This is a genomic window from Roseateles sp. P5_E4 (assembly GCF_054049255.1).
Genome location: NZ_JBFUMS010000002.1, coordinates 368,464 through 386,145, shown reverse-complemented (window position 1 = coordinate 386,145; position 17,682 = coordinate 368,464). Strand labels below are relative to the sequence as shown.

Below are 17,682 nucleotides of genomic sequence, written 5' to 3'. Positions count from 1 at the left end.
TGACAGCGGCCCAATAACAAAGCCACAGAGGCACTGAGACACAGAGCAATTCAGAGGCTTTTCTCTGTGCCTCTGTGTCTCTGTGGCCGTGTTCATTGAATCGGACCCCTGACCCATGTTTCTCGGCATCGACCTCGGCACCTCCGAGCTGAAACTGCTGCTGCTGGACGAGCAGCACCACATCGTCGCGACCACCGGCGTCGCGCTGACCGTGCAGCGTCCGCAGCCGCTGTGGAGCGAGCAGGACCCCGCCGCCTGGTGGGCCGCGCTCGAGCAAGGCATGGCGCAACTCGGCCAGAGCCACGCATCCGCCCTCGCAAGGGTGCGCGGCATCGGCCTGTCGGGGCAAATGCACGGTGCCGTCACGCTGGATGCCACCGACCACGTGCTCCGCCCCGCCATCCTTTGGAACGACGGCCGCAGCGCCGCGCAATGCGCCGAGATGATGGCCGCCTGCCCCGAGCTGCCGGCCATCACCGGCAACCTGGCGATGCCGGGCTTCACGGCGCCCAAGCTCGCCTGGATGCGCCAGCACGAACCCGAGCTGTTCGCCCGCGTGGCCAAGGTGCTGCTGCCCAAGGACTGGTTGCGCCTTTGCTTGAGCGGCTCCTTTGTGAGCGAGATGAGTGACGCCGCCGGCACGCTGTGGCTGGACGTCGCTCGCCGCCGCTGGTCGCCCGAGGCGCTGGCGCTGACGGGGCTGAACGAGAGCCACATGCCGCGGCTGGTGGAAGGCAGCGACCCGAGCGCTGGCTTGAAGCACGAGTTGGCCGAACGCTGGGGCCTGCGCGCCGGCATCCCGATTGCGGGCGGTGGTGGCGACAACGCGGCCAGCGCCGTCGGCATGGGTGTCGTCAAGCCGGGCCAGGGTTTCCTTTCGCTGGGCACTTCGGGCGTCATCTTCCTGTGCAACGAGTCCTTCAGCCCCAACCCGGCGCGTGCCGTACACGCCTTCTGCCACGCGCTGCCGAACACCTGGCACCAGATGAGCGTCATGCTCAGCGCGGCGAGTGCGCTGCGCTGGGTGACGCTGCTGCTCAAGGAATCGAGCGAGGCCGAGCTGATCGCCAAGGTCGCCCAGCTCACACCGGCCCAGCGTGAACGCGCGCCCCTCTTCCTGCCGTACCTGAGCGGCGAACGCACGCCGCACAACAACGCGAATGCGCAGGGTGTGTTCTTCGGCCTCACGCATGAGCACGATGCCGCGGCCCTCGGCTACGCGGTGCTCGAAGGCGTGGGCTTTGGCCTGCTGGACGGCTGGCAGGCCTTGCAGGCCGGCGGCGGCAAGGCCGAGTCGCTGTGGCTGGTGGGCGGCGGCGCGCGCAGCGAGTGGTGGGCGAAGTTGCTCGCCTCGCTGCTGAACATCCGCCTCGTCAATGGCGTGGGTGCCGAAGCCGGCGGCGCGCTCGGCGCGGCGCGCCTGGCTTGGCTGGCCTGTGGCGGCAGCGTCGACGAGGTCTGCCGCACGCCCGAGATCGCCCGCGTGGCGGAGCCCGATGCCGCGCTGGCCGCCGAACTGCGCCCGCGTTTTGAGCGCTTCCAGCGCCTGTATGGCGCGCTGCGGGCCGAGTTCAGCTGAGCGTCACTGCCAGGCGGGCGGCTTCGCGCCATGCATCGCCGACACTGAAGCGCTCAGACAACTGATCTGCTCTCACCAGCACCAAGTCCTGCGCATGCGCCCCACCACCGCCTTCGCCGCCCTGCTCCTCGCTTTGCTCGCCGGATGCGGCGGCGGTGGGGGCGGTGCCACCGAACAGCCCCCGGCCAGCACGCCGGCCCTGCTGACGCCCGAGCTGACCTGGCCCGAACCAGCCGCCATCACCTGGGGCACCACGCTCAGCGCCGCCCAGCTCAACGCCAAGGCCAGCGTGGCGGGCAGCTATGCCTACACGCCGGCCACCGGCAGCCGGCCCGAGGTGGGCAGCCAGACGCTGAGCCTGGTCTTCACGCCCCAGGACGCGACCCGCTACCGCAGCGTCACGATCAGCCGCCCGTTGCGGGTCGACAAGGCCCGGCCGGCGCTGCGCTGGGATGCACCCGGGGCCGTCGTGCAGGGCGCCGCCGTGACGGCCGCTGCCCTGGGCACTGCACCCCGCGCCCTCTACGGCGTGCAAGGCACGGCCGACCCGGCCTCATTCAGCCTGCTGGACGGCCGGCCGCTGAGCCAGGCCAGCGCCACACCCGGCAGCGCTGTGCTGCGCGCCCACTTTCTGCCGCAGGACACGGCCCACTACGAGCCCGGCTGGGTGCAGACCCTGCTGAGCGTCAAGCCCGCGGCGGCCACGGCCAGCGTGGATTTCGGCGCGGCGCGCCAGACCATCCAGGGCTTCGGCGGCTCGGCGGCCTGGTACTACACGCCCATGGCCGCCGCCCGCGCGGACGTGCTGTTCGGCACCCAGGGCGATGACGCCCTCGGCCTGAGCATCCTGCGCCTGCGCATCGCCCCCGCGGCCTGGGACGCCACCGCCCGGACCGCCGACACCGGCGCCTGGAGCGCCGAGATGGGCAATGCCGTCGCCGCACAGGCACGCGGGGCTTTGGTGTTCGCCTCGGCCTGGACGCCGCCCGCCTCGATGAAGCTCGCCAATCCCGAGCGGCGCGACCCACTGTGGAGCGGGCGGCTGGACCCGGCCGCCTACGCCGCCTATGCCGAGTACCTGAACGCCTACCTGCGCTACGCCACGAGCCGCGGCGTGAACCTCTACGCGGTGTCGCCGCAGAACGAACCCGACTGGGACCCGGCCGACTACGAGTCCTGCCTGTGGAATGCCGACGAGCTCAAGGCCTGGATCGCCAACCACGGCGCGGCGGCCGTGGCCGGCACGAAGACGCTGCTGATGGCGCCCGAGTCGCTGAACTTTTCCCCCGCCACCACCGAGGCTCTGCTGGCCGACCCCGCCGTGGCCGCGCGCATCGGCGTCCTCGGCGGCCATCTCTACGGCGGCGTGCCGCAGGCGGCCGAGGGCGCACAGGGCCGTCCCGTGTGGATGACCGAGCACTTCCTGGATTCGGTCAACAAGTCCGGCACGGCCACGGCCTGGGCCACCGGCATCGACGACGCCCTGGCCATCGCGCGCGAGGTGCACGAGGGCTTCACCCTCGGCCAGTACAACGCCTACGTGCACTGGTGGCTGGTGAACGCCAACGACGCCCAGCCCACCGGCCTCATCGACGCCGCCAACCGGCCCAACCACTTTGGCCTGGGGCTCAAGCACTACGCCTACTTCATCCGCCCCGGGCTGCAGCGCGTCGAGGCCACCGCCCAGCCCCTGCCGGGCGTGAGGCTGTCGGCCTACGCCTCGCCGGCCGGCGCCGCCAGCCCGCGCGCCGTACTGGTGCTGATCAACGACGGCAGCCAGCCGCAAACCCTGGACCTGGCCCTGGCCGGCCGCGCGGACAGCAGCTGGACGCCCTATGTCACGACCGCCACCGCCCGTTTCGAGCGGCAGGCGGCCTTGTCCGCCACGGCCGGGCGCCTGAGCCTGACGCTGCCGGCCAAAAGCCTCACCACCCTGGTCACCCCATAAGAACGAGACACCCCGATGAAGAAGACTGTCCTGCTGCCTGCCCTGCTGGCCGTACTGGCCGCCACCGCTCAGGCCGAGGTGCGCCTGGCCCCCGTGTTCGGCGAGCACATGGTGCTGCAGCGCGAGCGCCCGCTGCGCCTGTGGGGCCAGGCCACGCCCGGCCAGACGCTGACCGTCGAGTTGGCCGGGCACCAGGCCCGCACGCAAGTCGCCGCCGACGGCCGTTGGCGTGTGCAGCTGCCTCCCCTGCCCGCCGGCGGCCCGCACCGCCTGCGCGTGCAGGGCGACCAGACGGTGGAGCTGCGCGACGTGCTGATCGGCGATGTCTGGCTGCTGTCCGGCCAGTCCAACATGGAGTGGCCGCTGGCGACCACCGACACCGGGCCGCAGGAGGTCGCGTCGCCGCAGAACCCGCAGCTGCGCCAGTTGCGCGTGCCGTTGCGCGCCAGCCTGCAGCCGCAAGCCGACATCGCGCCCGCCGCCTGGCAGGTGGCCCAGCCCGGCGCCGTGGGCGAGTTCAGCGCCGTCGGCTACCACTTTGCGCGCCAGATGCAGGCCGTGCAGGGCGTGCCCATCGGCCTCATCAACACCGCCTGGGGCGGCTCCCATCTCGAGACCTGGGTGCGCCGCGAAGCGGCCCTGCGCGACCCGGACCTGGCGCCGGCAGTCAAGGCCCTGCCGGCCGACGAGAAAGCCTTCGCCCGCGCGCGCCGTGAGCGCATCGAGGCCGCGATCGCGGCCAGGCAGCCGGGCCTGCCCTGGCAGGGCGTGGACGCCAGCGGCTGGTCGGCCGCCGCCGACATCGACACCGCCTGGCCGACGCTGCAGGCGCCGCAGGTCTGGGAATCGCAAGGCCTGCCCGACCTGGACGGCATCGTCTGGATGCGCCGGCGCATCGAGCTCAGCGCCGCGCAGGCGGCCGGCGCCGCGCAGCTGCACCTCACCAAGGTCGACGACTGCGACGAGGTCTGGGTCAACGGCCAGCGCGTTGGCGGCCAGTGCGGCTACGACCAGCCGCGCCGCTACGAGCTGGCGCCGGGCCTGTTGCGGGCCGGCGCCAACTGGATCGCCGTGCGCATCACCGACACCGGCGGCGGCGGCGGCTTCCACGGCGACGCGGCGGCCTTGCGGCTGGACACGGCGGCCGGCAGCCTGCCGCTGGCCGGCGCCTGGCGGGCGCGTGTCGAGCAAGTCAGCGCCAGCACCGGGCCCACGGCCAACGACGCGCCCACGCTGGCCCACAACGGCCTGATCGCACCGCTGCAGGGCCTGAGCGTGCGCGGCGTGCTCTGGTACCAGGGCGAGAGCAACACCGGCCGCGCGGCCGCCTACGCCGACGGCTTCAAGCGGTTGATCCAGGACTGGCGCGCCCAATTCCAGGCCCCCGAGCTGCCCTTCCTCTTCGTGCAGCTGGCCGCCTTCCTACCGCTGGCAGACAACCGGCCCGGCCATGGCGGGTGGGCGGAACTGCGCGAGGCCCAGGCCGCCGCTTTGGCCCTGCCGCACACCGGCATGGCGGTCGCCATCGACATCGGCGACGCGGCCGACATCCACCCCCGCAACAAGCGCGGCGTCGGCCAACGCCTGGCCGCCCTGGCGATGCATGAGCTGGGCCTGCGCCCGTCACCTGCCACGGGGCCGCGCCTGACCGGCACCGAGGTGCGCGGCAATGAGCTGCGGCTGCGTTTTGCGCAGACCGCCGGCGGCCTGCGCACGGCCCGGGCCGGCGAAGCCTTGCGCGGCTTCCTGCTGGCGGGTGCTGACCAGCGCTGGCATCCGGCCCAGGCGCGGCTGGAGGGCACCGACGTCATCGTGTTGAGCAGCCCGGCCGTGGCCGCGCCGGTGGCGGCGCGCTATGCCTGGGTCGACAACCCCAGCGAGGCCAACCTGATCGGCGGCGACGGGTTGCCGATGGCGCCTTGGCGCAGCGACAGCTGGGCCTTGGAGACGCAGGGCCGGCGCTACCCCGACTGAGCGGTTGAGAGCCGTCGGCGCCTGATCGAGATCGCAAGCGCGATGCACACGAGCAGGAAGGCCCCGTCCATCAGCAGCATCGTGCTCAGCTGCTCGCCCGCCGTCCATGGCCGTGGCGAGAGCGGTGCCAGCAGCGTCTTCACGGTCGGCGGATCAGTCAGCAGCAGGTCCCGCGTCCAGTTCACCGCGGCATGCACGCCCGCCGCCGCGGGAACGCTGCGCCAGCGCACGAACACCAGCCCGAACAACAGCGAGCCCACCGTGGTGCCCAGCAGCGCCACCTGCCAGGGCCAGCCGTTGACGACGTGGAACACCGCGAACAGCTGCGCGGTGACGAGCTGAGCCTGCCAGTGGCCCCATCCCGCGATGAGCCGCTCGAAGCTGTAGCCGCGGAACACGAGCTCCTCGACCGCATTGCCGCACAGCAGCCAGAGCAGCGACCACGCCGCCATTCCTACGCTGAAGCGCGGATTCCACGCCCAGGGAAAGGGCAGCGCGAGCCGCGTCACGAGCGCGATCATCACGATGAGCAGCGCCCCGGCCGCGAACCCCGCGACGAGCTGCCCCAGCCGGCGCCATGACGCATCGAGGCCCAGCGTCGCGAGGGAGCGCCCCTCGTATCGCAGGAAGAGATGGCTCAGCGCGACGACGGCCGCGACCAGCACGATCGGATGCCCGACACCGACGAGGCTCGGCACTGCCCAGATCGGCGCACAGATCAACAGGAACAGCAGCGCCCGACGAATCGACGCTGAACGCGCCATCGGCGCGGGACTTCTGGTCGGGAATGGGAGGGTGGTCATTGAAGCCTGTCGAGGAGCGCGCGATACCCAGCGGTCCATTTGACCGCCTGCTCGGCACCGCCGTCGATGACAGCCTCAATGATGCGTGCGTGCCGCGGCGTTGCGCTTGCGGGTCTCGGCGCCCTTGCGAGCCGAAGCCGAGCGCTCAGCCGCCGTGCGGCTGGCCGCGGCCTTGCCACCCAGGCGGCCACCCTTGCGCGAGGGCTCGTGGTTCTCGGGCTGGCCGCGGCCTGAGCCCGACTTCTTGCCGCCGCCGGTCTCCTTGTTCACCGTCGCCCAGGCGCGGGCCTCGGCTTCTTCCTTGGGCACGCCGCGGTGTTCATAGCCGCTTTCGATGTGCTCGGCCTGGCGTTTCTGCTTGTCGGTGTACGACGATTTGTCACCTCGGGGCATGGCGGTCTCCGGGAGTGGAAAGCTCCCACCATGCGACGCTGAGGTTCGCAGTGTTGTAGGACGCTGTGCCAATTACATCCGCCGGCCATGCAGGCGCCATGGCTTCAGACAAAGCGCGTTGACAACCTCACCACCAACTCGGGCTCGGGCGCGACGGCCCTGGGCCGGCGATGCGCCAGCAGGTCCAGCATGGCCGCGACCGCGCGGCGCCCCAGCTCGGCCGGCGACAGGTTGACTGTCGTGCGCGGCGGGCAGGCGTGGGCCGCGGCCAGCACATCGTCGAAGCCGACGACGGACACGTCCTCGGGAATGCGCAGGCCGTGCCGGTACAGCGCCTGGGCGGCGCCGGTGGCCATCTGGTCGTTGGCGGCGAAGAGGGCCGAGAACTCGATGCCGCGGCGCAGCAGGTCTTCCGCGGCGCGCTCGCCGCTGGCTTCCTGGTAGTTGCCCCGCTGCACCAGCGCCCGGTCCAGCGCAATGCCGGCCTCCTCCAGCGCGGCCCGGTAGCCCTGCTCGCGCTCCAGCGCGTCCGGGTGGGTCGGGTCGCCGGTGATGTGGGCGATGCGCCGATGGCCACGCTGCAGCAGATGCCGTGTGGCGGCCCGGGCGCCCTCGAAGTCGTTGGAGTGCAGGCTGTGCAGGCCCGGCGCCCGCAGTTCCCGGCCCGTGGCCACGACCGGCAGCTCCAGGGCCAGCTCGGTCAGGAAGCGGTCGTCCAGCGTGCCGGTCAGCACGATGATGCCGTCCACGCGGCGCGCCTTCAGCGACTGCACGCAACGCTCCTCCTCGCGCCGGTCCCAATGCCCGCTGGCGACGACGAGGCCATAGCCAGCCTTGGACAACGCCTCCTCGACGCCGCGCAGCGTCCAGGCATAGCAGGGGCTCTCGAAGTGCTGCACGACGATGCCGATGGTGCGGGAGCGCCCATCGGCCAGCGCCCGCGCGATCGTGTTGGGCACGAAGCCCAGCCGCGCGATGGCCGCGAGCACGGCGTCGCGCTTTTCGGGGCGCACATGCGGCGCGTTGTTGATCACGCGCGAGGCCGTCGTCGTCGACACGCCGGAGGCGTCGGCCACCATGCGCAGGGTGGCGGCATGGGAAGAGGGGGAGTGACTTTTCATCGAACCATCAAACAGAAATGACAGCGTTGTCAATCGGTGTGCAATCGTGCATCAACATCTGCAATTGAGCAAGCGCAGAGGTCGGGCCAGATCGCTTGTCGATTTCACGGGCCGTCGTTCGTCGTGGGGTGAGACGGCGGAATTCTTCTGCCGCACCCTGCCTCTGGAGACCCGACCATGCGATTCCTTTCGATGATCCGCGCCGACGAAACTACCGGCCAAGGCCCCACCGAGCAGTTGATGGCCGACATGGGCCAGCTGATCGACGAGCTGACCCGCTCGGGGCAGCTGGTCAGCACCGCCGGGCTGCGGCCCTCCTCGGAAGGCATGCGCGTGCGCCTGCACCGCGACGGCCAGCTCTCGGTGGTGGACGGCCCCTTCACCGAGACCAAGGAGGTCATCGCCGGCTACGCCATCTTCGAGGCGCCCTCCCGTGCCGAGGCATTCGAGCTGACCCAGCGCTTCCTGCGTCTGCATGGCACCGGCTGGGACCTCGCGTGCGAACTGCGCCAGATCGACGGCCCCGGAGAGGGCTGCACCCATTCAATTTCCTGAAGAAAGGACCGGCCATGCCCTCCTGGTCAACGTCCCTGCGCGAGCACTACCGCTGGATCGTCGTCGCCGCGGGCGGCCTGCTCGGCTGCGTGGCGATCGGCGCGCTGTTTTCCCTGCCGGTGCTGCTGCGGCCCATCGCCCTGGACACGGGCTGGTCCACCACGGGCATCTCCACCGCCATGACGGTCGCCTTCGTGGCGCTGGCCGTCGGCAGCATGTTCTGGGGTGCCCTGTCCGATCGCGTCGGCCCGCGCCTCGTGGTGGTGACGGGTGCCCTGCTCCTCACCGCGGGCCTCGTGCTGGCCAGCCTCGCCACCTCGCTCGTGGCTTTCCAGCTCTGCTTCGGTGCCATCGTCGGCGTCAGCGCGGCGGCGATCTTTGCGCCGCTGATGGCCTGCGTCACCGGCTGGTTCGATACGCGGCGCAGCCTGGCCGTGTCCCTGGTCTCGGCAGGCATGGGCATGGCACCGCTGACCATGTCGCCGCTGGTGGCCTGGCTGGTGCAGGGCCACGACTGGCGCAGCACGCTGCAGATCGTCGCGGCGCTGGTGGCCGTCATCATGCTGCCGGCAGCGATGCTCGTGCGCCGGCCACCGGCGCTGACGGCGGCCGCCACTACACCGGGCCAGGCGCAGGAACCCGGCATGTCCGTCGGCCAGGCGGTGCGCTCGGCACCCTTCCTGATCCTGGTGCTGACCAGCTTCCTGACCTGCGCCACCCACTCCGGGCCGATCTTCCACACCGTGAGCTATGCCGTCACCTGCGGCATCCCGCTGATGGCCGCCGTGTCGATCTACAGCCTGGAGGGGCTGGCGGGCATGGGCGGCCGCCTCGTGTTCGGGCTGCTGGGCGACCGCTTCGGTGCCGCCCGCACCCTGGTGCTGGCCCTGCTGGCTCAGGCGGTGGTGGTGCTGGGCTATCTGTATGCGCGCGAGCTGAAAAGCTTCTACACCGTGGCCGCCCTGTTCGGCTTCACCTACGCCGGCGTGATGCCGCTGTTCGCCGTCATCGCACGCGAGAACTTCCCGCTGCGCATGATGGGCACGGTGATCGGCGGCACCACCATGGCCAGCAGCATCGGCATGGCGCTGGGGCCGGTGCTGGGCGGGCTGATCTACGACTCGTTCTCGAGCTACGCCTGGCTCTTCATCGGCGCGTTTGCGCTAGGCATGGGCGCCTTCCTGTCGGCGCTGATGTTCATGCGCCTGCCACGGCGGCCGGTGGCTGCTGCGGCGGCCTGAGCGCTGCGCTCAGCGCTCGAAGAAGAAACGCATCATTTCCGCGCTGGCATCGGGCCCACGAGCGTCCGCGTAGGAGCCCGACGGATCACCGCCCGACCAGGCGTGGCCGGCACCCCGCACCAGCCATTGCTCGGTCACGACCTGGCCTTGCGCGTCCTTGTGCAGCCGCCGCCTGCAAAAACGCCCGCCGCGCTGGAGACCTTGCTGTTCATCCACGCTGACGGCGGTGCAGCCGTGGGTGGCCGCCACCTGGTCGGCATTGCTCGGATGGACCGTGGCATCGGCATCGCCGTGGAAGACGATCATGCGCACGCCGGATTTGGCCTTGTCCGACGGCGTGGGGCTGCTCCGGCCCTGCATCGCGGCCAGTGCGCCCGGCAGGTCGCGCGCCGCACCGGCAGCGAGCCCGGAGTGCACGCCTGCCGCGGCGAAGACGTCTGGGTGCGTGTCGGCCAGGATCGCCGCCATCGCGCCGCCGGCGGACAGGCCGGCCACAAAGATGTGTTTGGCGTCGACGCCGTGGCTGGCAGCGATGTGCTGAACCATCGCGGTCAACAAGGCGGGTTCGCCGCGGTTGCGGCCCTGGTGGTTGTGCTTGAACCAGTTCCAGCAGCCCTGCACATTGGCCTGGCGCGCCTGTGCCGGGTAAAGCACCAGCGCGTTGTATTCGGCACCGAGCGCGTTCATGCGCGTGCCCTTGGCGAAGTCGTCGGGATTCTGCGTACAGCCATGCAGCATGAGGACCAGCGCGCGCGGCTTGTCAGCCTGGGCCGGCGGGATGAACAGGCGGTAGTCGCGTACACCAGCGCGATGGGTGTAGTGGCCGCTGACGAACTGCGAGTTCGCGCTGACTTCAGGAGCGGCCGCCGGCATCCCTTCTTCAATGACACGCGCTTCGACGTCAATGACGGCGCCATCCAGCGGTGGGGAGGGGCGAACCGGCGCTGCGCTGCGTTCCAGCGCCTCGGTGATGGCCGCCATCGCGGCCTGCAGGTCGCCGGCACGCGTGAGCGCGGTGGCGTTCTTCATCAATTGACCGAATTGCGGATGCATGGGGACTTTCAAGAGTCGAGCGGCCCGGCTTAAAGCAGCCGCCCGACCAGGGCCGTTTTGACGGCGGGACTGGCGTGGAGGGCGCCAAGCACGGTCAGCGACTCGATGGTGGCGAGCGCCAGTTCCGGCGTGACATCGGGCGCGATGACGGCGAGGCCCAGCACGCGGATCTGCAGCTTCTGCCCCGCCGCCTGGACCTCCGCCAGGTCTGCGGCACTGAACTGCTGGATGCCCAGCACGATGCTCTTGCGCGAAACGACCTGGCGCACCACGTCCGCGTGGGTGGCGATCTGGTTGCGAATGGCCGTGCGGATCAGGTCGCTGCGGTTGGCATAGAAACCCTCCTGCACCAGCAGGTCGATCTGGCCCAGGTCGACGCAGCCGATGTTGAGGGTGAGCTTTTCGTCGACAGGCTTGGCCGCCTTGGGCGAGAGCAAAGGTGTGGCAGGCATGGCGCCATCATGCAACCATCCACTTGGATTCCACTAGCCTTATTTTGTAAGCGTTTCAAAGCGCCCGGCCGAGCCAAGGGCGGCAGGCCGCATCAGTCGCTGTCCTGCCCGGGCAGCAGCGCAGGCCAGGGCCAGCACTGCGATTGATCCGCGGGCTCCCAGGCATCCGCGGCCTGGTAGCCGATGACGCGCAGCAGCGAAGCCAGCGGGTTGGCGGCAGGGGCGAACCTGGGGTCCAGGGCCTTGTCGATGGTGTCCACCAGGCCTTGCAGATGGGCACGCTGGATGCGGTCCCCGCTGGTGGCCTTGGCACTGATCACACCCTTGAGATCGCGCAGCTCGGCCCTCACCACGGCTTGGCCGTCGTCCAGGCCCATCAGGCCGGCAATGCTGAGGCCGGTGAAATTGAGGCGCGCAGCGAGGGTGTCGACATAGTGGCGCTGCAGGCCGCGGCGCGGCGCGGCGATGGCAGCGCCGCTGGCGAGTTCGGTGAACACGCCGCGGCGCAGCTCGGACAACAGCTCGTCCAGGCGGTAGGCCTGGGCGCCGAACTGCGCCTCCTGGGCTGCCAGGCGCTGTGTGCGGGCAGGGTCCAGCATCATGCGCAGCAGGCTGCGCTGGGAGGTGCTGACCATGCCGGGTGGCTCGGACGCGCGCAGGCGCTGGGTCACGGCCGGGTCCAGCAGCCATGGCGGGGTGGCCAGCAGTTGGCCGGTCAGGAACTTCACCGCGCGAACCTGCTGGGCGCGAGGCACGGGCGTGGCAATGGCGCCGGGCTGGTCGTTGTGCTTGTTCTGCACGCCGTAGCCGCCCACGATGGCCGCCACGTGGCTGAGTTCGCGCAGCCACTGCGTCCAGGTGGCGCGGTAGAGATCCTCCAGGGTCTTGTCGTCCTTGCCGTCCTGCGGCACGAGGCCCGGCAGCATCTTGACCACGCGCTCCAGGTTGCGCATGCCCAGCGTGGTGGCGGCCACGGCGTCCGCATCGCCGACGGCCTCGGCGTTCTCGCCGAAGTCGCCGCCCTCGGCCTTGGGCGCGCTGAAGCGCAGCCAGGGCTTGCCGTCCTGCTCGCGCGCCCACAGGTTGAGCTGCTGGCGCTCCTCTTCGGGCGTCTTGGCGCTGGGGATGGGGGTGTAGCCCCAGCGGGTGGCGAACACGTCGTAGGGGCCGATCTTGGGAATCAGCAGCGCGGGATCGACGTTGTCCTCCGGCTGGACGAGGTAGTTGAAGCGGCTGTAATCCATCAGCGTGGGCACATGGCCCATGGTCTTGAGCCACTGGGGGTCGCGCAGCTTGTCCACCGGGTACAGGGAGCTGGCCTTCATGTTGTGCGGGAAGCCCAGCGAATGCCCCACCTCGTGCGTGACGACGAAAGCCACCAGGTCGCCCATGAGGTCATCCGGCAGCGGCAGCTTGCGGGCGCGCGGGTCCAGCGGGCCCACCTGCGTGACGTACCAGTCGCGCTGCAGCTGGACGATGTTGTGGAACATCACGATGTTGGCGTTCAGGATCTCGCCGCTGCGCGGGTCTGCCAGGTGCGGGCCGTAGGCATTGGCGGTGGGCGACGGCACCCAGCGGATGACGCTGTAGCGCACGTCCTCGGGGTCGAACTCCGGGTCTTCCTCGGGCGTGGGGAATGGCCGCGCCTGCACGGCGTTCTTGAAGCCCGCGGCCTCGAAGGCCTCGTTCCAGGCCTCGACGCCCTTCTTCACATAGGGCACCAGCGAGGTGGGCGTGGCCCTGTCGATGTACCAGACGATGGGCTTGACCGGCTCGCTCACCGCGGCGCCGGGGTCCTTCTTCTCCAGCCTCCAACGGGTGATCAGGCGCTCGCGCCGGACCTCGTGCGCGCCGGCGCCGAAGTCGGTGCGGCTGACGCTGAAGAAGCCCACGCGGTCGTCCAGCAGGCGCGGCATCATGGGCTGCTGGGGCAGTTGCACGATGCTGTAGGCCAGGTTGAGCGACACGCTGCGCGCCGCCTGCATCTGCGGCAGCACGGGCAGGCCCGGTATCGTGGGCATGGGCGTCGGCATGACGGTGTAGGTATGCACCGCGTCCACCCGCACGCTGCCGGGGAAGGCCTTGGTCTGCTCCACGTAGCTGCGGCTGCTGTCCACGCCGCCGCGCACCATGGCACGGGCGCTGAAATCGCCCACTTCGGAGTTGAACAGCCGCGTGACCTCAATCACCGGCGCGCCGTCCTTGCCGAAAGCCTCCACCGGAAACACCGCCAGGATGGCATCCCGCTGGGACAGGCGCACGGCGTCCGCGATCGGGCTGCCCGGCGCGCTCACCGCATCGTGCGACACGAGCTGCAGCATCACGCGGTTTTGCTTGAGCACGAAGCGCAGCACGTCCTGGTTGAGTGTGCGCCCCACATGATCCTGGCCCGCGGGCACGGCGGTGGCGTTGGCCACCATCAGCAGCGGCTGCTCCAGCAAGGCCTTGGGGATCTCGAAATAGAGCTTGTTCTTGAGGTTGTGGACGCGGAACAGGCCCTCCTGCGTCTTGGCCTCGGCCGTGATGACCTTGTCGAAGGGCTTGGGCTCGGTCACGTCGGGCGCCGCCGGGCGCGTTGCGCCAGCGGGCGCCGAGGCGCCGGAGGCCGGCGGAGCGGGGGGCGTTTGGGCGAAAGCCTGGCTAACGGCCAGAGCCAGCAGCAGGGCGGCTGACAGCGCCCGGCTTTGCGTCTTGTTTTTCATGGCATCCCTTGGGTCCGGCGCACCACAGCGCGCACGGTGGGCATCATAGGCAAGGGGTCGACGCGCTCACCAAGCCTTGAAGCGCCCCGTGACATGCAGCAGCGCCATGAACTGCAGCAGGCCGTCGTAGTAACGCCATTGGCCGGCGGGCGGCTCCAGCGCCCAGAGATCGTTGACGAAGCGCGCACCCAGCGGCTTGTCGACGAGTAAGGCCGCGACGGCATTGCTGGCCATCAGGCCCCTGGAGGGTTCGTCGTTCAAGGGCTTGCCGTCCAGCGCGTAGAGATGGGGATAGGGCTTGCCGCCATTGCCTTGCGAAGCGAAGAAGCCCAGCAGCTTGCGGCTCAAGCCCGCGGCGTCCGGGTTCTTGTCCCACCAGGCCTGGTCGACACTCCAGTTCACCGCCGTGCGGAAGGCGTCGTAGCGGAAGTCCTCATGGCCCTCGTGCACCCGGGGGCGGCCGTCGAATTCGGCGTAGTCGGGCGTCAGGCCGGTCCTGGGATGAGCCGCCACGGAGAAGTAGGCGCGGCTGATCCCGGCGATCTCGGCCCAGCGCTCGCGGTCCTCGGGTTTGGCGGCGCGGCGGGCCCAAATCTCGTAGAAGGCGGGCAGGTGGTAGGACGGGTCGCTGAAGTCGGCCGCCTTGCCGATAGGCACGAAGACGACCTGGCCGCGCTCGGGCGAGAACATCGAGCGCACGCCATCGACGATGCCGCCGTTCATCTGCTCCTTGTGCAGCATGGTGCTGAGCAAGGCCTGGGCCTGGGCGTTGTAGTCGTACAGGCCCTGGCCATTGCCCCAGCGGGCGGCCGCCATCAGCAGCGCCGTGGCGAAGTACTCCTCGCCGTCGGACGCGGGCACGGTGTCCTTGTCGCAGCCCTTGGGCTGGCATTGCCAGCGAAAGTAGCCGGCGCGCGGGCCCGTGCGGTAGCGCATATGCGTGGCGGCCCAGTTCCACAGCGCGTCGAACTCCGCCTTGCGGCCCATCTGCACGGCAATCATCATCCCGTAGGACATGCCCTCGCTGCGCACATCGGCGTTGTTGACGTCCAGCACATAGGCGGCCGGGCCGTCAGGTGTGGCGGGCGCGGGGTAGACGACACGGTGCTCGGCGTCGCCCTCGAACAGCGACTGCCAGTAGCCGGCCAGCCTGGCGTCGATGTCGGCCTCGGTCACGCTGGGGCGGATCTCGCGCAGCAGGTTGCGGTAGTTGCCGGTATGTGCCGCGCCACGCGGCGGGAGGGTGACCGAGGCCAGCGGTGCCAGCACCAGCTTTTGCAGCACCGCGTTGTCATCGAGGCGCCAGACCTTGATGACATGGCGGCCGGGCTGCAGGCTGGCAAAGCGTGCGCTGAGCACAAAGCCGTTGTCCTTGACGGCCTGCGCCCAGTCCTTCTCGCCGCGGCTCAGCTCGGGGCCTGCAGTCGGCACCAGGTTCAGCTTGAGCTCCTGCGCCGGCAACTCGTCGACGGCCACGGCCAGGCGGATGCCGCCCGCATTGCGCGTGTCCAGCGTCGGCACCATGTGCAGGCTGAGCAGCGTGTCGCCGGCATGCGACGTGTCGACGTCGTACTCCAGCCGCACGCCATCGGCCAGCGTTGTCGGCGCGTGGCCTTGCGGCAAGGCCGTCACAGCGCCCAGGCCGTGGCCGAGGTTGGGGATGACCGTCCAGGTCAGGCCCTGGCCGTTGATGGCGCGGCTGAACCGAATCGCCTCCAGCGTGATCGCGTTCGACGGTTCTGCCGTGGCGCGCTCCAGCTGGCGTTGAACTTCGGCCGGATCGGCGCTGCCCGCCACGCGCTTCACCGCCGGCATGATGTTCTTGTCCGGCTGCTGCCAGCTCGTGTAGCCGATATGGGTCTGCAGCATCATGCCGGCCCATTTGCCGTTCGCGAGGGCGTGGTACTGGTCGGCGATGGCCTGGTCGCGCTGGAAAGCAGCCTCGGCGCGGTCGGCAAAGACATCGGCGCGTGCGTCACCCGCCGCAGCCAGCTTGCGGTTCCATGCCGCCGCGTAGTGCAGCCGGTAGAGGTTGGCCATCGCCAGCACGGGGTGCTCGACCAACTGGAAGTAGGCGTCGAGCTGGTCGGCCTTCAGCCCCGCCTTGACCTTCGCCACGCGCGCTTCCAGCACCTCCCATTCGGCGACGCGGCGGCCGAAGTCGCCGCCATCCAGCGCATCGGGCGAGGCGTTGCCGAGACGGAAGCTGCCCGCGTCGACGAGCTCAGGCTTGCGCCGTGCCGCATACTGGCTGTAGCGAGTGACCAGCTCACCGATCTCCGCGGCTTGAGCGCCGCCGAAGGTCCGCGCCGCCCAGTCGCGCGGGTAGGCCGCCAACGCCGCCGGCGTCATGCGCGTGGGCGACCAGGCCATGTCGAGGAAGAAGCTGATCGGGAACTCCATCGGCTTGATGTCGCCGACGTTGACGATCCACAGCGCGTCCGCTCCGCGCTCGTGGGCCAGGTTCATCTGCTGCCAGGTCTTCTCGATCTGGTTGGTATTGAGCCACTTGTAGTTGCGCGGCCCGCCCACGTAGTCGAAGTGGTAGTACACGCCGTAGCCGCCCTTGCGGTCGAGGTCTTTCACCGGCAGGCGGCGGATCTGGCCCCAGTTGTCGTCGGCAAACAGCAGCAGCACGTCGTCGGGCACCTGCATACCCTTGTCGTAGTAGTCCTGCACCTCCTTGTAGAGGGCCCACATCTGCGGCGTCTTCTCGGCCGGCTGGCTGGTCACGTCGGCAATGATCTTGCGCTGGTCGCGCACGACGCTTTCGAGCAGTGCGGTGGCCGTGCCCTCGCTCATCGGCTCGTCGCCGTCGCCGCGCATGCCCACGGTGACGAGGGTGTCGAAGGCCTTGCCGCCGGGCCGGCCCATCGTGCGCTGGATGCCGCCGCGCCAGAACTCGCGCAGCTGCTCGGGGTTCTTCGCGTAGTCCCAGGCGCCGCCCTTGGAGCGCGCCCATTCGTCATGAGCCCGCGACATCGGCTCGTGGTGGGAGGTGCCCATGACGACGCCCATCTCGTCGGCCAGCACCATGTTCCTCGGGTCGTCGGCATTGAAGGCGCGCGGCGCCCACATGGCCGGCCACAGGTAGTTGCCGCGCAGGCGCAGGATCAGCTCGAAGACATGGGCATAGAAGGCCGAGTTGGCGCCGCCGAACCTGGCCTGCGCCCAGGTGCTCAGCGCCGGCGCCTCGTCGTTGATGAAGATGCCGCGGTACTTGACCTGGGGCTGGTCGTCACGGGCGCCCGCGGTGACGAAGACATCGGTCTTCTTTTCCACCGGCACGTCCGCCCACCAGGCCCAGGGACTGACGCCCATGCGGGCCGACAGGTCGTAGGTGCCGAAGACCGCGCCGCGGCGGTCCGAACCGACGATGACGAGGGCACGGGCGATGCCCGGCCAGGGCTGCTCGACGACCACCTGGCGGAAGGCCTCCCAGCGGCCCTTGAGCCCGTCGAGCTTGAGCTTGCGGCGGGCGACGAGATCGTCCAGCATGGGGCTGCGCCCCAGCTCGCCGATGACCACGATTTCGCCGCGCGCGTCGGCGATACGGTTCAGCAGCGCTGCCGGCTTGCCCGACACGCGCTCCAGGTCCGCCGCGAAGTTGCGGCTCGCATGCTGGAGCGCCGGATCAGCCGCAGCATCGACAACAACGCCAGCCGCCTGGCCCGCCTTCACCAGCGCCAGCGCGCGACCGGGGTCGCGCGCGCAGACCGACACGGGTGCGTCGCAAGCCAGGGCGGGCACGCAAACACCAGCCGCGACCAGCAGCCCCGCGAGGATTTTCAAAACACGACGAATCACCGCTAGTCTCCACGCCCGGCGTCCTGGCACGGGACGCTCTTTGGCCATTGATGT

The 17,682-nt window shown here is 70.1% G+C and carries 12 protein-coding genes; 5 read left to right on the top strand and 7 right to left on the bottom strand.

Features of this window, described 5'->3' with window-relative positions:
* Nucleotides 1-115 precede the first annotated feature (115 nt).
* The 3 genes from xylB (at nucleotide 116) to ACXJLH_RS04505 (ending at nucleotide 5,501) form a co-directional block, all read left to right on the top strand.
* Nucleotides 116-1,579, top strand: coding sequence for a xylulokinase (gene xylB, locus ACXJLH_RS04515; RefSeq protein WP_457442643.1), 1,464 nt, complete (start codon nucleotides 116-118; stop codon nucleotides 1,577-1,579).
* A gap of 94 nt (nucleotides 1,580-1,673) precedes the next feature.
* Complete coding sequence (locus ACXJLH_RS04510; RefSeq protein ID WP_457442642.1) at nucleotides 1,674-3,527, top strand: hypothetical protein; 1,854 nt, start codon at nucleotides 1,674-1,676, stop codon at nucleotides 3,525-3,527.
* A 15-nt stretch (nucleotides 3,528-3,542) separates the two neighbouring features.
* Nucleotides 3,543-5,501, top strand: coding sequence for a sialate O-acetylesterase (locus ACXJLH_RS04505; protein ID WP_457442641.1), 1,959 nt, complete (start codon nucleotides 3,543-3,545; stop codon nucleotides 5,499-5,501).
* Here the strand turns inward: ACXJLH_RS04505 and ACXJLH_RS04500 are convergent.
* The 3 genes from ACXJLH_RS04500 to ACXJLH_RS04490 all read right to left on the bottom strand — a co-directional run bounded on the left by ACXJLH_RS04500 (nucleotide 5,489) and on the right by ACXJLH_RS04490 (nucleotide 7,818).
* Complete coding sequence (locus tag ACXJLH_RS04500) at nucleotides 5,489-6,304, bottom strand: CPBP family intramembrane glutamic endopeptidase (RefSeq protein ID WP_457442640.1); 816 nt, start codon at nucleotides 6,302-6,304, stop codon at nucleotides 5,489-5,491. The genes ACXJLH_RS04505 and ACXJLH_RS04500 overlap by 13 nt on opposite strands.
* Before the next feature lie 75 nt (nucleotides 6,305-6,379).
* Nucleotides 6,380-6,697 (bottom strand): plasmid stabilization protein, encoded by a 318-nt coding sequence (locus tag ACXJLH_RS04495; RefSeq protein WP_457442639.1) that lies wholly within the window; start codon nucleotides 6,695-6,697, stop codon nucleotides 6,380-6,382.
* A 104-nt stretch (nucleotides 6,698-6,801) separates the two neighbouring features.
* A complete protein-coding gene (locus ACXJLH_RS04490) occupies nucleotides 6,802-7,818 on the bottom strand; it encodes a LacI family DNA-binding transcriptional regulator (protein ID WP_457442638.1) in 1,017 nt (338 codons plus the stop codon).
* A gap of 177 nt (nucleotides 7,819-7,995) precedes the next feature.
* Here ACXJLH_RS04490 and ACXJLH_RS04485 point away from each other — a divergent pair, with 177 nt between their 5' ends.
* Both ACXJLH_RS04485 and ACXJLH_RS04480 read left to right on the top strand, forming a co-directional pair.
* Nucleotides 7,996-8,373, top strand: coding sequence for a YciI family protein (locus tag ACXJLH_RS04485; protein ID WP_457442637.1), 378 nt, complete (start codon nucleotides 7,996-7,998; stop codon nucleotides 8,371-8,373).
* Nucleotides 8,374-8,387: 14 nt separating this feature from the next.
* Nucleotides 8,388-9,614 carry an MFS transporter gene (locus ACXJLH_RS04480; RefSeq protein WP_457442636.1) on the top strand — a complete coding sequence of 409 codons (1,227 nt, stop codon included), beginning with the start codon at nucleotides 8,388-8,390 and terminating at the stop codon, nucleotides 9,612-9,614.
* 9 nt (nucleotides 9,615-9,623) lie between these two features.
* Here ACXJLH_RS04480 and ACXJLH_RS04475 read toward each other — a convergent pair whose 3' ends face one another.
* From ACXJLH_RS04475 to ACXJLH_RS04460, 4 genes are all read right to left on the bottom strand, one after another.
* Nucleotides 9,624-10,667, bottom strand: a complete 1,044-nt coding sequence (locus tag ACXJLH_RS04475; protein WP_457442635.1) for an extracellular catalytic domain type 1 short-chain-length polyhydroxyalkanoate depolymerase — start codon at nucleotides 10,665-10,667, stop codon at nucleotides 9,624-9,626.
* A gap of 29 nt (nucleotides 10,668-10,696) precedes the next feature.
* The gene (locus tag ACXJLH_RS04470) at nucleotides 10,697-11,119 is read right to left on the bottom strand and encodes a CopG family transcriptional regulator (protein ID WP_457352397.1); all 423 of its coding nucleotides are present in this window, start codon (nucleotides 11,117-11,119) and stop codon (nucleotides 10,697-10,699) included.
* Nucleotides 11,120-11,211: 92 nt separating this feature from the next.
* Nucleotides 11,212-13,821: a zinc-dependent metalloprotease gene (locus tag ACXJLH_RS04465; RefSeq protein ID WP_457352399.1), complete on the bottom strand. Its 2,610-nt coding sequence runs from the start codon at nucleotides 13,819-13,821 to the stop codon at nucleotides 11,212-11,214.
* A gap of 66 nt (nucleotides 13,822-13,887) precedes the next feature.
* The gene (locus ACXJLH_RS04460) at nucleotides 13,888-17,628 is read right to left on the bottom strand and encodes a glycosyl hydrolase family 8 (RefSeq protein ID WP_457442634.1); all 3,741 of its coding nucleotides are present in this window, start codon (nucleotides 17,626-17,628) and stop codon (nucleotides 13,888-13,890) included.
* Nucleotides 17,629-17,682 lie beyond the last annotated feature (54 nt).

Bases quoted from the DNA above. Each gene is read 5' to 3' on its own strand.
- xylB (WP_457442643.1), top strand. From the start codon at position 116: ATGTTTCTCGGCATCGACCTCGGCACCTCCGAGCTGAAACTGCTGCTG.
- ACXJLH_RS04510 (WP_457442642.1), top strand. From the start codon at position 1,674: ATGCGCCCCACCACCGCCTTCGCCGCCCTGCTCCTCGCTTTGCTCGCC.
- ACXJLH_RS04505 (WP_457442641.1), top strand. From the start codon at position 3,543: ATGAAGAAGACTGTCCTGCTGCCTGCCCTGCTGGCCGTACTGGCCGCC.
- ACXJLH_RS04500 (WP_457442640.1), bottom strand. From the start codon at position 6,304: ATGACCACCCTCCCATTCCCGACCAGAAGTCCCGCGCCGATGGCGCGT.
- ACXJLH_RS04495 (WP_457442639.1), bottom strand. From the start codon at position 6,697: ATGCCCCGAGGTGACAAATCGTCGTACACCGACAAGCAGAAACGCCAG.
- ACXJLH_RS04490 (WP_457442638.1), bottom strand. From the start codon at position 7,818: ATGAAAAGTCACTCCCCCTCTTCCCATGCCGCCACCCTGCGCATGGTG.
- ACXJLH_RS04485 (WP_457442637.1), top strand. From the start codon at position 7,996: ATGCGATTCCTTTCGATGATCCGCGCCGACGAAACTACCGGCCAAGGC.
- ACXJLH_RS04480 (WP_457442636.1), top strand. From the start codon at position 8,388: ATGCCCTCCTGGTCAACGTCCCTGCGCGAGCACTACCGCTGGATCGTC.
- ACXJLH_RS04475 (WP_457442635.1), bottom strand. From the start codon at position 10,667: ATGCATCCGCAATTCGGTCAATTGATGAAGAACGCCACCGCGCTCACG.
- ACXJLH_RS04470 (WP_457352397.1), bottom strand. From the start codon at position 11,119: ATGCCTGCCACACCTTTGCTCTCGCCCAAGGCGGCCAAGCCTGTCGAC.
- ACXJLH_RS04465 (WP_457352399.1), bottom strand. From the start codon at position 13,821: ATGAAAAACAAGACGCAAAGCCGGGCGCTGTCAGCCGCCCTGCTGCTG.